This window comes from Coriobacteriaceae bacterium (genome assembly GCA_025993015.1).
In the GTDB taxonomy this organism is placed as follows: Bacteria; Actinomycetota; Coriobacteriia; order Coriobacteriales; family Coriobacteriaceae; genus Collinsella.
Genome location: DAJPFV010000001.1, coordinates 932,738 through 948,146, shown reverse-complemented (window position 1 = coordinate 948,146; position 15,409 = coordinate 932,738). Strand labels below are relative to the sequence as shown.

Annotated in this window: 12 protein-coding genes; 9 read left to right on the top strand and 3 right to left on the bottom strand. The window is 61.6% G+C overall.

Annotated elements, in window-relative coordinates:
* Window positions 1-147 precede the first annotated feature (147 nt).
* From OIL77_04065 to OIL77_04040, 6 genes are all read left to right on the top strand, one after another.
* Window positions 148-1,467: a hypothetical protein gene (locus OIL77_04065; GenBank protein HJI44593.1), complete on the top strand. Its 1,320-nt coding sequence runs from the start codon at window positions 148-150 to the stop codon at window positions 1,465-1,467.
* The gene (locus tag OIL77_04060) at window positions 1,406-1,693 is read left to right on the top strand and encodes a helix-turn-helix transcriptional regulator (protein ID HJI44592.1); all 288 of its coding nucleotides are present in this window, start codon (window positions 1,406-1,408) and stop codon (window positions 1,691-1,693) included. Before OIL77_04065 ends, OIL77_04060 begins: the two co-directional genes overlap by 62 nt.
* Before the next feature lie 310 nt (window positions 1,694-2,003).
* Window positions 2,004-2,291 (top strand): hypothetical protein, encoded by a 288-nt coding sequence (locus OIL77_04055; protein ID HJI44591.1) that lies wholly within the window; start codon window positions 2,004-2,006, stop codon window positions 2,289-2,291.
* A gap of 17 nt (window positions 2,292-2,308) precedes the next feature.
* The gene (locus OIL77_04050) at window positions 2,309-3,871 is read left to right on the top strand and encodes a hypothetical protein (protein HJI44590.1); all 1,563 of its coding nucleotides are present in this window, start codon (window positions 2,309-2,311) and stop codon (window positions 3,869-3,871) included.
* Between the two features lie 74 nt (window positions 3,872-3,945).
* Window positions 3,946-4,701: a hypothetical protein gene (locus OIL77_04045; GenBank protein ID HJI44589.1), complete on the top strand. Its 756-nt coding sequence runs from the start codon at window positions 3,946-3,948 to the stop codon at window positions 4,699-4,701.
* A gap of 35 nt (window positions 4,702-4,736) precedes the next feature.
* Entirely contained in the window at window positions 4,737-5,414 is a 678-nt protein-coding gene (locus tag OIL77_04040) for a hypothetical protein (protein HJI44588.1), read from the top strand.
* 169 nt (window positions 5,415-5,583) lie between these two features.
* Here the strand turns inward: OIL77_04040 and mgtA are convergent, their stop codons facing one another.
* Window positions 5,584-8,352, bottom strand: a complete 2,769-nt coding sequence (mgtA, locus tag OIL77_04035) for a magnesium-translocating P-type ATPase (protein ID HJI44587.1) — start codon at window positions 8,350-8,352, stop codon at window positions 5,584-5,586.
* A gap of 438 nt (window positions 8,353-8,790) precedes the next feature.
* Between mgtA and pyrE the strand changes: the two genes are divergently transcribed.
* Together pyrE and OIL77_04025 are read left to right on the top strand one after the other, a co-directional pair.
* Entirely contained in the window at window positions 8,791-9,474 is a 684-nt protein-coding gene (pyrE, locus tag OIL77_04030; protein HJI44586.1) for an orotate phosphoribosyltransferase, read from the top strand.
* Between the two features lie 487 nt (window positions 9,475-9,961).
* The gene (locus OIL77_04025; protein HJI44585.1) at window positions 9,962-10,543 is read left to right on the top strand and encodes a helix-turn-helix domain-containing protein; all 582 of its coding nucleotides are present in this window, start codon (window positions 9,962-9,964) and stop codon (window positions 10,541-10,543) included.
* A gap of 138 nt (window positions 10,544-10,681) precedes the next feature.
* Here OIL77_04025 and OIL77_04020 read toward each other — a convergent pair whose 3' ends face one another.
* Complete coding sequence (locus OIL77_04020) at window positions 10,682-11,536, bottom strand: MurR/RpiR family transcriptional regulator (protein ID HJI44584.1); 855 nt, start codon at window positions 11,534-11,536, stop codon at window positions 10,682-10,684.
* Window positions 11,537-11,578: 42 nt separating this feature from the next.
* Window positions 11,579-14,179 carry a glycosyl hydrolase gene (locus OIL77_04015; GenBank protein HJI44583.1) on the bottom strand — a complete coding sequence of 867 codons (2,601 nt, stop codon included), beginning with the start codon at window positions 14,177-14,179 and terminating at the stop codon, window positions 11,579-11,581.
* 115 nt (window positions 14,180-14,294) lie between these two features.
* On the opposite strand from OIL77_04015, the gene OIL77_04010 reads away from it, so the two are divergent.
* Window positions 14,295-15,302: a helix-turn-helix domain-containing protein gene (locus OIL77_04010; GenBank protein HJI44582.1), complete on the top strand. Its 1,008-nt coding sequence runs from the start codon at window positions 14,295-14,297 to the stop codon at window positions 15,300-15,302.
* Window positions 15,303-15,409 lie beyond the last annotated feature (107 nt).

Here is a 15,409-nt window from a genome sequence, read left to right as displayed (position 1 = left end):
TTTTGGCTGTAAACAGTCCGTATTCCACCGCAACTTGTGTTGAGGGCGGTTGAGGGCAATTGCGTAACACTTCGGCTATTGCGTGGGTAGTAAGACCCGTTCTCTATTAAAATGGTTCTCCGGACATCTAAGCGAGTGGGGGTTACCATGAGGGACCTGGGAGACACAACCGCATACTTGCGCCGGGGCATACGGGAGATTCTGTGCCTGGCGCTTTTCTTTTTCACGTTTTTGGCCGGCGAGTACTTCTTTGACGTACGCGTGGCCGAGTTTGTGCCAGCGAACGAGGTCGTTATCTACGAGAGCATCGTCGTCGGCGCGAGCGTGATCGGCTATTTTGTGCGTCCTCTCCTGTACTATCGCCGTCCCCAGACAATCGATGCAACGAGCGATATGACGGGCGTGCTGCTGGTGTCGGCATTGCTGCTGCTGATTATGGCGGCGCAGTTTCAGGTTGTGATTGCGGGCGGTCTGGTGGCGTGCTGCGCCCTGGGCTACTGCGGATCGACCGCTCATGCCAATCTGGCGCGGCGTTTTGCGCAGACGCCTTGTCTGGCACGTGCCGTGGCGGTTTCTTATGCTGCGGGCATTTTGGTACAGGTGCTCAACCATATGGTGATGCCTGCGGGCATTCCTCAACAGTTTGTCCTTATTGCCTGTGCGATTGCGCTGGTTGGGCTGCTTCACGGTACCCGCCGAGCTAAATTACGCGATGAGTCCGCGCCCGAGTTCGAAGCCGAGATTGCCGAGCTATCGGTCGATGCGTCGGAGCATGGCGCCAAGTGGCGCGATAATCCCGAGGCAAAGGCGGCCTTCCAGGGTGCCGTAGTGCGCTTGACGGTGGCGACCGCCTGCCTCACCGGCGTATTCGCGGCTCTCAATGCCGGTCTTACGACCTCGCATGCCGCCGGCGCTATCGATCTGGGTGACTGGCCGCGCTTGCTGCTGGTTGTGAGTGCGCTTGCTGCCGGCGCCCTGTATGACCTGCGCGGACGCTCGTATATGAATATCATCATGACGTGCGCCGCCATGCTGTCCACGCTCTCGTTCTTTGTGCTTATCACCGATGGCAACGGCGGCAATGCGCTCGCCGCCACGATTATCTTTTACCTGGGCACGGGCTTTTTCGTGGTGTTCTTCACCGCGAAGTTCGCCGCGATTTCGATGTATGCCCGCTGGTCGTATCTGTGGCCGTGCATGGGCCGCGCCATCAACAACATTTGCTCAATGCTTGTGACGGCTCCGGCGGTGGCGATTATCTCGAGTCAAAACGTGCTGATGGCGGTGGGCGTCGTGCTCGTGCTGTTTGTCGGCATTGCGATCTCGCTGCTGGGGCAGTTTGGACAAGGCGTTGAGGACGAAGCGGGTCACAGGGGGGCTGACGTTTGCCACCGACGATCTTGGCGTGAGCCGTGCGCCCGATCAGGCCGATGCGGTGCCCCTGGAGACGCCGGAGCTTTCGTTTGACGATCGACTCGACGGCTTTGTAGCCGCCTTTGGACTTACGAAGCGCGAGCGCGATGTGCTGGAGGCGTTGGTCGTTTCGGATGACAGCGTGCAGGACGTAGCGGCGGCGCTCTTCCTTTCGCGCTCTACGCTCTATCGCCACATCGCCTCGATCAACAAAAAGACCGGTGCCGCCTCGCGCGTGGCCCTCATCAACTTCTTCTGGTCCTGGACGCCCCAAGACTAGCCAAAACCACCACGAAGGGGACAGGCACCTTTGTGGTGGTTTTACCTGCAAAAATATGAATATGAGACATTTGTCACCTGCCGTTTTGGCGCTCAAAGGCATATGAATGTGATGTTGAGCGGAGCAGAGCGGAAGGGGTGGGCCTATGGCGTCTCGTGGTTGCTCGTCTAATAAAATTGCGGGCGCGCTTATCGCCGTGGTGGTCCTTGCTGCGGCGGTGACGCTTGTGCGGGCATACGGCTTTGGTGCCCGTGCCGACTAGGGAAAGAACGCCGCGCAAGCGTTGCTGAACGATTGTGCTGCCGATCCGGTGGCAGTCAAGCTTATCGAGGACGGCGAGGCGCGGACGATCTATGAGACCGACGATGCCGAGCTGGTCGCATCGACTTTTGCCGCGCTCGACGATTGCACCGTGGGAGGTGCGGTGGATGAGCGGATGAGCGATGCCGGTCGCACGCTCGTCTTTGTCTATGAAGACGGCTCGGAGCAATCGGTGGAGTTCGAGGGCGGGAATATTGTGCTCGACAAGACGGCATATCGCCTTGACGGTGCCGATGAACTGTGGCGACAGCTAGTCGCCATCAAGAACAGCCAATGAAATGAGGGGTGTACGGGATGAGTGATTTGAGATTCTGCCCGGCGTGCGGGATGCAGCTGCCGCGGGTCGCCGGCGTGCCGGTGCGATTTTGCCCGGGCTGCGGTGTTCGGCTTGAGAGCGTTGAGGATGACCCGGGTGTCGCGGAACACGCAAATGGGGCGGCTGCCGATGATGGCGCGGGCGAAGGTTGTGAGCCGAGCGCGAACGCGCCGGTCGATGTGCCGATGCAGGATGCCGACGCCGCGTCGCCGGTCCGCGACGTGGCCGCAGCGGATGCTCCCCGCGTCGGCGACCTTGAACTCCACACCGCATGCGATGCCTCTGGCGGCCAAGCGCTCGCGCAAGTGGCGCTGCCGCGGGGTTGGCGTATCGAAGAGGCGCATCTTGAGCGCAGCAGTAGTTTCGACTGCCCGATTTCAGTTGGCGTGACGGCGGCAGGCCCGGCGGGCGAACGCATCATGTATCGCTCCGAGCTCTGCTACGTGGACGCGGGCGCCGTTGCCAAGCGTATCCCCACGCAAACCGAGCGCAAGGCGTTTGTGCACGTGGAGGCGGCGTGCGACGAGTTAGCTCAAGCCTGCGCGGCGCAATTGGGCGCACGGGCGGAGGTTGTGGCCGAGCAACCCTATCCGTCGAGCGCGGCAGGCGATATTGAACATGAGCGTGCTCGCGTAAAGCGCGAGGCTGCAAACGACTTTGCGATTCAGGGCTTTTCGATGGAACCGAGCGATGTGGTCTATGAGTGCCGCATGCGTCGATATCGGCTCGCGGGCGTCCCGGCGCCTACCGAGCTTGCGGTGGCGGCAAAGGTCGAGGGCTATGTAGTCTCGATCGGTGGAGTCGCGGGTTCTGTGGGTAAAGGCGTTGCCGCCGGGGCCGAGGCGCTGCTGGGCGCGGGCCTTTCGAGCGGACTGATCGGTGGCGTTCTGGGTAAGCGCCTGCGCGAGCGCCAGGCGGCTGCGGCGGCGGGTCAGCGCGCCGCGAAAGATCAGGCTCCGGATCAAGGCGATTGCCCAGACGGGGCGCCGTTCAAGCTGGGCGCGGCAGACCTGTTGCAGTGGCGTATCAGGGACAGCTTCTGCCTGGTTGCGCCGGAAGGCCGTCTGGACGAGGCGGCCTCCACGGCGCTTGCCTCAATGGCGTCGACTCTGCGGCTCAACCCGTCGATTGCGCGCGAAGCGTGCGCTCAAAAGCAGCAGATGGTGCTCGAGCAGCGTCAGCGCACGCAGATGAACATCGCCCAGCAGCAACAGCAGTTCGCGGCCTGGCAGCAGATGCATGCCTCGCAGCAGGCGGCGTTCGACAGATACCAGCAGGCTTGGTTTGAGCGCAGCGATCGTCAACACGCCGCGAATATGGCCGCCAGCGCGGCCAATTTCTCCAGTGCAGGTGTGGGAACGGGCGCGGCGTCGTATTCCGATGCCATCCGCGGGGTCAACCATTACACCAGGCCCGACGGTACCGATGTCGAGGTTTCGGTGATGGCGGATCAAGCTTGGGTGAACGGCTTGGGCGACGTGATCGGCACGCGCGATGGCTTTGAGCCCGGTTTTGGCTGGACGGAGCTGCCCCGTCAATAGCGTGAGTGGGCTACGGGAGGATCGGTGTCGAGGCGTTGCTCGGCGCTGTGATAAGAAACGGGAAAGGAACAACGATGAGGGAGACGGTTATTTCGCGCACGGCGTTTGTCGCGGCGGCGGGAACGGCGTTGCTGACGCTTGCGGGATGCGGCGGACAGCAGGCGCAGGACACGACGGGTTTTAACGACGATCGCCCGGTAAAGGACAAGATGGATGCGGGCTCGTCATCGGGTGATTCCGGTGATGCGGGCGGCGGTGCGGACACAGACAGCGGCTCGGCGGACGCGTTCGATACGTGGTCGGATGACTGCTGGGATGCGCACCGCAACATCAGCATCACAGCGTTGCTCGAGCTTAGGGGCTGGCAGTTGCAGGAGTTTGCGTCGCAACAGGGTTATACCTGGCAAGATGCGCTCGAGATGTACGAGAACGAGGCAGGTCGCGTGCTCAGCGTCTGCAATATCAGCAAGGATGGCGCAACCGAATGGCTCGGCGAGGATGAAATCGGAAAGCTCGACAAGGGCGGCACCGGGAGTACCGTGATGTTTACGCTGCAGCTTGCGGGCTATTCGAGCTGCGAGGATGTTATCGCGGGCTTTTCCGTTCCGGTTGAGGACCGCGCGCAGATTACCTCGGGCTCGTGGATTGCGTGCGTCTACGGTTCCAACATGGCGCGTCACGTTGCCATGGTGAGCCCAATGGAAAACGGCGACTACCGCCTGGACCTCATTACCGAGGAGGCCATCAAAACCGGTACGTTTACCCAAGGCGGCGGTGCCCCCACGATTAACGAATTTTGGCAGGAGAAGACCGGGCGCGCGCTCGGCTAAGTGCGATGCGGCCAATAGCATAGCGAGGGACGAACATGATGAACGAGATGACGATGAGCCGTGCGGTCTTTGTGGCGGGCGCGGGCGCGGCGGCTTGCGCGCTGGCTGGCTGCTCGGGCACAACGGGCGGCGCCAAAGCAGCGAGCACGGCGGACGCCGCCTGCGTGGACGACAATGCTAACGTGACGGTCTATGCCGCGATCAACTTGGCGGGTGCCGATATGGTGCGCCTGCTCAAACATCAAAATAATGAGTGGCAAGGCGAGAACGTGGGCTACGGCGCCGTCGATGACGCGGGATTTTTCGCTTTTACCTTTTCCAAGGTTTCGGACGATGTGGACGAACTTGCGAACAGCGCGATACCGCTTTCGGAGTCCGAGTACGAGGAGCTTGAACCGGGCGGCGGAGACGAAAACGTCGCGATTCTACTCTCGGTGGGCGGCTATACGAAGGGCGAGCGGGCGCTCATCGGCGCGATTGGCGATGCGGCGATGGTGCAGGAGAAATGCACGATCGATGATACCCAGTATTGGCTGGTCAAGGCGCTTGACGGCCACCGCTACGTGATTATGGCCAACGACACCGAAGACGATGGCGATAGCGCTCATGACATCTATATCTACAATGAGGCTTTTATTCGAACCGGCTACTTGAGCGGCGGCGACCAGATCGATATCGATGAGCTCTGGAGTCGCCTGACCAACGCCTCGTAACGCCCCAAAACCACCACAAGGGGGACAGGTACCTTTGTGGTGGTTCAATAAGTTGCGGTGGAATAGTTCCTGAATAAGGCTTGGGGGTCTTAAAACAGGAACTATTTCACCGCAACTGCTGAGGGGACGGGTTGTGGAAACGGCTGCCGTGGTGGACTCGGGCTGTCTGTTACAGCAGCTCACCGTGACGGGCGATGTAGCGGCGCTTGGCCAGTTGGGTGAGCGCGATGTAGGCGGCGACAATGCCGATGAGCAGCGCGAAGAAGCTCGGCGGCAGCGGCATGAGACCCAGCGCATCGGCGATGGGGCTTGCCGGCAGCCAGGTGACGAGTACCAGACCCAACACGGTGAGGGCGCACAGTGCCGGCGCAGCGTGGTCGCGCAGACTCGGCAGGCGCGGGGAGCGCAGCATGTGGACCACGAGCGTCTGCGACCACATGGACTCGACAAACCAACCGCTCTGGAAGAGCGCCGTAAAGGCCGCCATGCCTGCGACGTCGCCTACAGCGGCAAGCTCTGCCCAGCTTGCGCCCACGGCGGCGGGGCACACCACAAAGAAGAGCGCGGCGAAAGTCGCGATATCAAACAGTGAGCTCACGGGACCCAACTCGAGCATAAAGCCCTTAATGGACGCGGCATCCCAGGCGCGCGGACGGACAGTCCAGGCGTCATCGACGGTGTCCCACGGCAGCGCGATGCATACGATCTCGTAGACCAGCGACAGCAGCACCAGCTGCAGAGCGCTCATGGGCAAGAATGGCAAGAACAGGCTCGCGACGGTCACGGATAGCACGTTGCCAAAGTTGGAGCTCACCGTGGTCTTGAGGTACTTGAGCAGGTTGCCGTAGGTGCGGCGGCCTTCGATGATGCCGCGCTCGAGCACGCCCAGGTCCTTCTGGAGCAAGATGATGTCGGCGGATTCCTTGGCGATGTCGACGGCCGAATCGACCGAGATGCCGCAGTCGCTCGCACGCATGGCGGCGGCGTCGTTGATGCCGTCGCCCATAAAGCCCACGGTGTGGCCGAGCAGCTCGCGCATGACGCGCACCAGACGCGCCTTCTGCAGCGGCGAGAGCTTGGCGAAGAGGTAGGTGTTCTCGGCGCGCTCGGCAAGCTCGGCGTCGTCGAGCGCATCGATCTCGGAGCCTAGCAAGACGTTGCTCGCGTCGATGCCGATCTGCTCGCAGACGGTGGCGGCGACACGGTCGTTGTCGCCGGTCAGGACCTTAACGGCTACGCCCTTGGCCTCGAGGGTGGCGACGGCGCCCGCGGCACTTGCTTTGGGTGGATCGAGGAAGGCCAAAAAGCCCATCAGCACCATGTCGCACTCGTCGGCGATGCCAAACTCGCCCACGCAGCGCGGATTGGTCTTCTGCGCCACGGCAATCACGCGCAGGCCCTCGGCATTGAGCCCGGCGACCTGCTTGCGAATCTGGGCGAGCTTTTCTTCGGTGAGCGGCTGGGCGGCACCATCGACCTCGACAAAGGAGCAGATCTCGAGCATTTCCTCGGCAGCTCCCTTGGTGACCATCTGGGTTTTGCCCTGGGCGTCGGCGACAACTACGCTCAGGCGACGGCGCGAGAAATCGAAGGGCACCTCGTCGACCTTGGCGTAGCGGTCGCGCAGGCTCTGGCCCAGCATGGAATCGGGCACGACGGTCGAGAGCGTAACATCGGCGCGGTCGATAACGGCCAGGTCGATGAGGTTCTTGAGGCCGGTCTGGAAGAAGCTGTTCAAGAACGCATGGCGCAGCACGCGCGTATCCTCGTTGCCGTCGGTGTTGAGGTAGCGCTCGAGCACGATGCGGTCCTCGGTGAGGGTGCCGGTCTTGTCGCAGCACAGCACGTCCATGGCGCCGAGGTTTTGGATCGCAGACAGTTCCTTGACGATGACCTGGCGGCGGGCGAGGTCCTTGGCTCCCTGCGACAGACTCGTGGTCACGATGACGGGAAGCATTTGCGGCGTGATGCCCACGGCCACGCTCGTGGCGAACAGCAGCGCATCGATGACGTTGCCCTTGGTGGCGGCGTTGATGGCAAAGACTGCCGGCGCCATGACGAGCATCAGGCGCACCAGCAGCATCGAGACGCTCGAGACGCCGCGGTCGAACGCGCTCTTCTCGCCGCGCCCGTTGAGCATCTTGGCGATGCCGCCCAGGTAGGTGTCCGAACCGGTGGCCACGACAAGCGCCATGGCGGTGCCGTTTTGCACGGAGGTGCCGGTAAAGACGATGTTCTTGCAGGCGGAGAGCGGCAGCGTGGAGCTGTCGGCGCCTTCGACGACGGTGGCGACGGCGGTCTTCTCGACGGCCTCGCTTTCGCCGGTGAGGGCGGACTCGATCACAAACAGGTCGCGTGCGGTGATGATGCGGGCATCGGCCGGCACCATGTCGCCGGCGGAGAGGCGGATCACGTCGCCGGGGACGAGCTCATCGAAGGGTATCTCGATGCGCTTGCCGTCGCGCAGGGCGGTGCAGGTGTTGGAGACCAGGTCCTTGAGGGCCTCTGCCGCATTGCCGCTGCGTGCTTCCTGGATAAACTTCATGCCGCCCGATACCAGTAGCATGATGCCGATGACGATGACCGTGGAGGGGTCGCGCTGCGGCTCGGGCACGGCGAGCACGTCGATGTAGAGCGAGACCAGCGCGAGCGCGGCGAGGATGCCGGCGAAGGGGTCGATGAAGGCGTCGGCGATGCGGCGGGCAAGTGTCTTGGTCGGCGCCTCGATGGTGTTGGGACCGGCGGCGTCCAGGCGCTCGGCGGCCTGCCCGGCGGTGAGGCCGTCAGCCGTGGCGTCGAGCAGCACGAGGGAGTCCTCGGCGCTATGGGTTGCGGCAAAGATGGTGTTCTTGGCAAGGCCGGCGTGAGCGGCAGGGCGCGCCGTGCGGCGGCGCTTGGAGATGACTTCGAGTACCGTGGCGGTTTTGAGCATCAGCATAGGGTCCTCCTTGTTAAAGGGAGTTAGCGTACGTGTCGTATTGAATTGCAAAAAACCTAGATGTCGCTCACGTCATGCTCGCGAATCACCACAAGGGGGGCAGGCACCTTTGTGGTGGTTTTGGTGATCGACTGTTGGCGCTTATGCGTGCGCGGAATCCTCGCGGCGTGCCGAGGGCGACATGCAGGTTTTTCGACTATGGCTGCCTTCCATGGCACACCTCCTTAAGGCCGGGCGCAGCGCGCTTTGGGTATCTCGTACCCGTTTCAATCCGCCGGTATTTTTGACGAGGGGGTTTGCCGTGTCAACCCCATTGTTCGGAAAATCATCGCCCCTGACAAAGCCCTTACAGAGCGCCATGGCTTCAAAGCGCGCCCGCATCGACGTCCTACCTGCGCTAAACTGTGAAGCACGTACGCGATTACGAGAGGAGCCCGCATGGAGGCTTACAAGCAAGAGTTCATCAAGTTTATGGTCGAGTCCGACGTTCTTAAGTTCGGCAGCTTTACGCTCAAGAGCGGCCGTCAGTCCCCGTTCTTTATGAACGCCGGCGCTTACGTGACGGGCTATCAGCTCAAGAAGCTGGGCGAGTACTACGCCCAGGCCATCCACGATAACTTTGGCGACGACTTTGACGTGCTGTTCGGGCCTGCCTACAAGGGTATTCCCCTGGCCGTCGTGACCGCGATTGCCTACCACGAGCTGTACGGCAAGGAGGTCAAGTACTGCTGCGACCGCAAGGAGGCCAAGGACCACGGCGCCGACAAGGGCAACCTGCTGGGCTACGAGCCCCAGGACGGCGACCGCGTAGTCATGGTCGAGGACGTCACCACCAGCGGTAAGTCCATCGACGAGACCTATCCCAAGGTCAAGGCTGCTGCCGATGTCGAGATCAAGGGCCTGATTGTGTCCCTCAACCGCATGGAAGTCGGCAAGGGTGGCGTGACCACCGCGCAGAAGGAGATCGAGGCCAAGTACGGTTTCCCCGTCGCGAGCATCGTCTCCATGGCCGAGGTCGTCGAGACCCTCTACAACCACGAGATCGACGGCAAGGTCGTCATCGATGACGAGCTCAAGGCCTCCATCGACGCCTACTACGAGCAGTACGGAGCCCGGGAGTAGTTACGCGGTTTTCCAAACCGCGTAACGGCTCGACGCTGCGCGCCGCCCAGAGCGACAATTTGTCATTCAAAAGGCAAGGCATGACCAGAAGGTCTATGCCTTGCCTTTTTCATGCCAACTTGTTCGCTCTGGACGTCGCTCGCTGTCCGTCCTCTACCTGCGGCGTCATCTTGCTCCAAATGCGGCACTTGGGGACGTTCCTGTTTGACTAGTCGTTTAAGAACGTCCCCAATGATCAGTCTGAAATGAGCGTGGATAATCTCCCGTTTTTGGCTCGGTGACGGTCTCAAAGTGGGAGATTATCCACGCTCGTTAGGTTAGTGTCTGAAAATCCACGCTCGTTTGGTCGGTGCATGTCTACGCAGCGTAGGTTGTCGAGGGCTGTCTTCAAATGGATACTGGCTCTTGAACCGGTTCGCTCCATTCTTCCAATCTGATCGGACATCTCATGAACCAGACACCGCAAAGCAATGTCCCCCATACTTTTTTGGCAGCACATGCCATCAAGCGGCTGCGCGAAGATCGCGGCCTCACCCAGCGCGCCCTGGCGGAAAGCCTTGGCGTGACCGATAAAGCCGTCAGCAAGTGGGAGTCCGGCCGCGGCCTTCCCGACATTTCCCTCGTTGAGCCTTTGGCCCAGAGACTCGGCATAAGCGTGGCTGAGCTTTTGGCTGGTGACATTCGGGCCAACGCCAACCGTGCAGGCAATATGCTCAAAGGCGTCTTTTACGTTTGCCCTATCTGCGGAAACGTTGTGCACGCGCTCGGAGAAGGCAGCTTTAGCTGCTGCGGCTCCACGATGTTTCCCCAGGAGGCCGAAGAGCCGGACGCGGACCACGCCTTTTCCATCGAGCGCATCGAGGACGATTGGTACGTCACGCTCGACCATCCCATGACCAAGGATCATTACATTAGCTTTGTGGCATATGCGACTATGGATGGCATCTGCCTCAAGAAGCTCTATCCAGAGCAATCGGTGCAACCGCGTTTTCATATCACCGGACGCGGCAGAATGTACCTCTACTGCAACCAGCACGGACTCTTTGTTTTGCCGACGCCTCGCAAGTAAAAGCCCGCTGTCCGCCCGATGCCCCTGCGCCAACGAGTTGCGGTGGAATAGTTCCTGAAAGTGCTGGTTTAGAGCCTAAACAGGAGCTATTTCACCGCAACTTAGGAGGGCGATTGGAGGCGCGGTGGGGCCGGATTGTTATTTGAGGCCGGGGAGGCGGGTGTAGGGGAACGAGCGCTCTAGGAACTCGGCGCAGCGGGCGTAGTCTTTGGCAAAGTAGCTGCTGTAGAGCGAATCGAGCACGTATTGCACGGCGATGTGGCTGGCGAACTGCGTGATGCGGTGCGTCATGCTCTCGTGGTCGCTCACCGTGAGGTAGGCGGCAAAGCCGGGGTGCAGGCGCGCACAATAAGGTGTGCCGATGACAATGACGGGAACATGTCGGCTGCTGAGGATCGGCAAGATTTCCTTGAGGTTGGGCGCAAGGCCGCTGTAGGAGATTACGATCGCCACATTGCCGGAATCCGAGGCGAGCGCCGTGCGCACCTGGGCCTCGGTGCTGCTGTAGCATGTGGCGCTCTTGCCGGACGAAAGCAAGCGGTCGTGGAACATCCCCGCTGGATAGAGGTTGTGCGAGCCGGTGTAGATATCGACCTGCCGTGCCTTCGCGATCAGTTTGGCGGCGTGGTCGAGCTGCGCGGGGTCGAGCAGCTCCTGTGTTTCGGCCAGCGTGGTCTGGTAGAGCCCTTCCATGCGTTCCATAACCTGTGCAGGCGTGGACGTGGCATCGAAGGGAAAGTTGATATCCACGTCGCGGCGGTTGCCCGCCTCGGTCGCCAGGCGGATGAGCTCGACCTTGAGGTCCTTAAAGCCCTCGAGGCCGAGCTTTTTGCAAAAGCGGTGCACGCTCGCGACCGAAACGTTGGTGCGGGCAGCAAACTCCTTAATGGGTAGTCCACGGATCTCCCCGCCCATGGCAAGGGCCGAGATGCCGAGCTGCTGCTCGGTAGGGGTTAGGCCCTGCGCCTCGGTAATCTTGCGTTTGATATCCATTCGAACTCCCGCACTCGCCAAACCTGCCAAAAAGGGACAGGTTTATTTTGGCAGGTTTTGCCCGCGAAGGGTAACGGGGCCGAGGACACCGCTGGGCGCGACGGGCTCGGTGAGGGCGAAGATGTCGGGAATCGCATGGTCGAGCGTGTTGATGACATCGATGGTGAGCTCGTGCGTGCCGGCGGCAAGTGTGCCTGTCGCAAAGCGATAGGGTGGGCAGATGCGCGTGCCGAGCGTTTGTCCGTCGAGCGTGAGCGTTGCGACTTCGTAGACATCCCCTAGGTCAATGACGGTGTGGGCGAGGTCGTCGGCCAGCTCGAACGACGTGCGATAGCGGAACGTACCACATACGCCGGGGAACTGCTCGGCCGTGAGGTCACACAGCTGCTCGAGCTTTTGCGGCTCGCCAAAGGTTCCATCGCTGCCGGCAGGGGAGAGGGCAACGGTCCAGGGGTGGCTGATGTCGAGGGCGAGCGTTGCACGTGTGCTCGTGTCGGTACAGTCCGCGGGCTCGATTGCGCCGCTTGCCTCCAGAACAACAACGCAGCTCTCGTAAGGCGCCAGCTCCAGCACGCCGTCAAGCGCAACGGGCTTGGTGCTGTTCAGCAGGTCGAGGCGCGTTCCGCAAAGACACTTGTCTTGCGGAAGCGAAACCGTGCAGCAAATGCTTTCACGTGGGTGCTCGTTGACCAACATGACGTAGGTCTCGCCGGCACGCTCGTAGCGAAGTGCGCGCAGCCAGGGCTGTGGCCTATCGGTCACAACGGTCTGCAGCCCCGCGTCTGCCAGCGCGTCCGCCACATCGGCAAGTGGCGTTGCCGTAAGCCCGTCCAGATCGGCTGCGCCATCCGCGTCATAAAGAGCGCCGGGCACTTCGTCAGCAGCGAGCACCGTGACACCCGCGGCCATCATGCGCCTCACCTCTTCCGCTGTAGCCGCGCCAATAAACGAGGCGCCTGGCATGACAAACGCCTGGTAGCGACAGCCGTTAACAGCCAGCATTCCATCGGCAATCGAAACCTCGTAACGCTCCTCATTCTCAAAAGCCTCTGCCGGCACAAAATCAAAGTCGATCTGCGCGCGCGTGAGTTCGGCCGCCACGCGCTCGACGGGCATGGCGTTGCCGGCCCATTCGGCGTCGGCATGGTACAGAATGGCGACGGGGCGAGCGGCAGCGCCTTCCGAAAGGAGCGTCGCCGTGCGATTCATATAGCGCATGAGCTGGCCAAAGTGCGGCCATTGCGGGTTGTTGCCGTGCGCGTAAAAGTGCGGCGGGCAGTCCCAATCGGGGAAGGGCGCCATGCTAAACGCGTGCGGCGTAAACCAGTTAATACCGCGGACGAGCATATGGTCGGCGATCCACTTCATCTCGCGCAGGCCCTCGTGCCAGCCAAAGGCGCCAAAGACCTCGGCCATGCAGCGCCCCTGCTTTTTGGGGTCGAGGCGCGCTGCCGAAGATCCCAACTTGGCGAGCGCGTACGTAAAGAACTCCATGTTCCATGCGCCGTGGAAGTAGCTGTAGCGCCCGCGGTCAATTCCGGGGGCAAGTTGGTTGATGACCACATCCACGCCAGCCATGCCCTGCCCCGCGACCGCGCGGAAGTAATGTCCGGCGCCCTGGCCCAGGCGCGTGTGGCAACTCTTGTCCTCGATCACGTGGCCAATGTGCATAATGCCGTGCGCGCGGCACCAATCGCCAATCTGCTCGTCAAAGCAGCTGCGGTAGAGCTGCGTAGCAAGGTCCATATAGGCGTGGCGAACCTGGGCGCCGTTTGCCTCGCGCGTCCAAAGGCCGTGCAACTTGGTAAGCCAATTCTCGCCAAGCGCATCATGTAGGCGGCGGGCAAGCTCGTCCGACCACGGCAGCGCCAAGTCGTTTCGCCCGATAAAGCTGCTGGTAGAGGCATCGTCGAGCGTGGTGCCCTTCTCGTTCATAAAGCCGGGCTCGTCGGTAAAGAAGCCCAAGATCGTTTTGCCAAACTCGTCGCCCAGATGCTCAAACGTGGGCTCGTAGACGGCGTCGATGAGCACGTGGCACGAGGCGGCGTCGACCATGTTGATGTACTCATCGCGAAAGCCGGTCTTTTGGCTGGTGATGTAGAGTTCGATCGTGGTGACGCCGGCGGGGGCGTCAAAACGCAGGCGGGCGGGTGCGCCATCGTCACCATGCTCAACAGCAAGCGCAAGATCGAGTGGCGCACCGGCGGCATCAAAAGCCGCTGCGCCCACAAAGCGCTCGGTGGGGTCCATGAGATTACCGAGCTTGATAGTCGTGGACGGCTGGGGACCAACGACCGTAATCGTGCGATGCTTGAGCACGGTTTTCTTGAGCGCGGGGTCGACGCCATCGCCCGCAAGCGCGCCGTTGGCATAGCCTGTGGGGAAGTGGGCGTCGTCGAGCAGCCAGATCTTTAACCCCAGGCGCTTGCACTCGCCGATGATAAAGCGCAGGTCAGACCACCAGCCGTCGCGACAGAAATCGGGATGCGTGCGCGATTCCAGGCAGACCTCGCGGATGTCCGCCCCAGCGATCTGCTCCAGATACTCGGTGATCGTCTCGCGCGCCTCGCCCTTGAGCCACAAGAACGGAAGCACGTGGTTGTCGTAGATGCCGCCAAGCACCTGCTCAAAATACGCCGCCATATACGCTCCTCCAAAACAGCCTTTCAAATTCATTGAAGTCAGAGTACGCCGAGCGCGCAGCCCTGCTAATATCAAAACCACGGCAGAATATGACCGAATCAACGATGGTGATGTAATGGATATCGCACGGCTGGACAACCTTCTGCTCGAGCTGACCAACAGTGAGCGAGCCTATCGCGCGGGCGCCCATTACGACTGGAGCGATGCACTCGGTCAAGGTAGTCAAGCAGATATTGATGGCCGATACATTCGTAAAATCGGCAACCCAACGCTCGTCCTACGACAAGAAAGCATGCCCGAGGGGCTATCGATTGTTCGCAACTCGCGCTTCAATCCCGTGCCGGAACATGTCCACGATTATGTCGAAATCAGCTATGTCTATCGAGGACGAGCGCCGCAGATCGTCAACGGCGCGCCGCTCATGCTCGCTCAAAACGAGGTCCTCCTGCTCGATGCCGCCTGCCCGCATGCTGTTGGCGAGCTCGGTGAGCACGACATAATGCTGAGCGTCATCATCTCGCGGCCAATGCTGCGCCGTAGCCTGGAGCAAAGCCTTTCGCCCGCAAGCGCGGTGTCGCGGTTCCTGCTCAACGCCCTCAACGATGAAACCGACCACCGCGGCCACGTTCATTTCCACACGGGCGGTAGCCGTCGCGTGCGCCGCTATATGCAGGAGATGCTGTGCGAGCGCCTGGACCCCACGCCGGCGAGCCCCCAGATTGTCTCGAGGCTGTTCGAGCTGCTGCTGGTTGAGCTCATGCAAAGCTACGAAGCCGGCCTGCTGCAAACGGACGCACCCGCGCTGCCATCGGCGCAGGTCGCGGCTGCTATGGGCTATATCGAGCGTCACGCCTGCGATTGCGCGCTCGATGACCTCGCCCGCCACCTGCACCTGAGCCCCAACTACGCAAGCGCCCTACTCAAGCGTCAGACAGGCCGCACGTTTATGCAGCTCGTGCAGGAGAGCCGCCTGGCGCGCGCGGCGACGCTGCTCGACGCCGGCGCCACCGCGGAGGTCGCAGCGCACGAGGCGGGCTATGCCAACATGAGCTTCTTCTACAAAAAGTTTGCCGAGCGCTATGGCTGCACGCCGGCGGCCCATCGTCAGCGTTTGCCCAGATAAAACCGACCAAAATAAACCTGTCCCTTTTTGGCGGGTATCAGGAAGTGTCAGGGGCGGGACGGCGGCAGGCCGCGGGCGCGAAAAGAAGTGTCGGGTTTGGCGCGGCC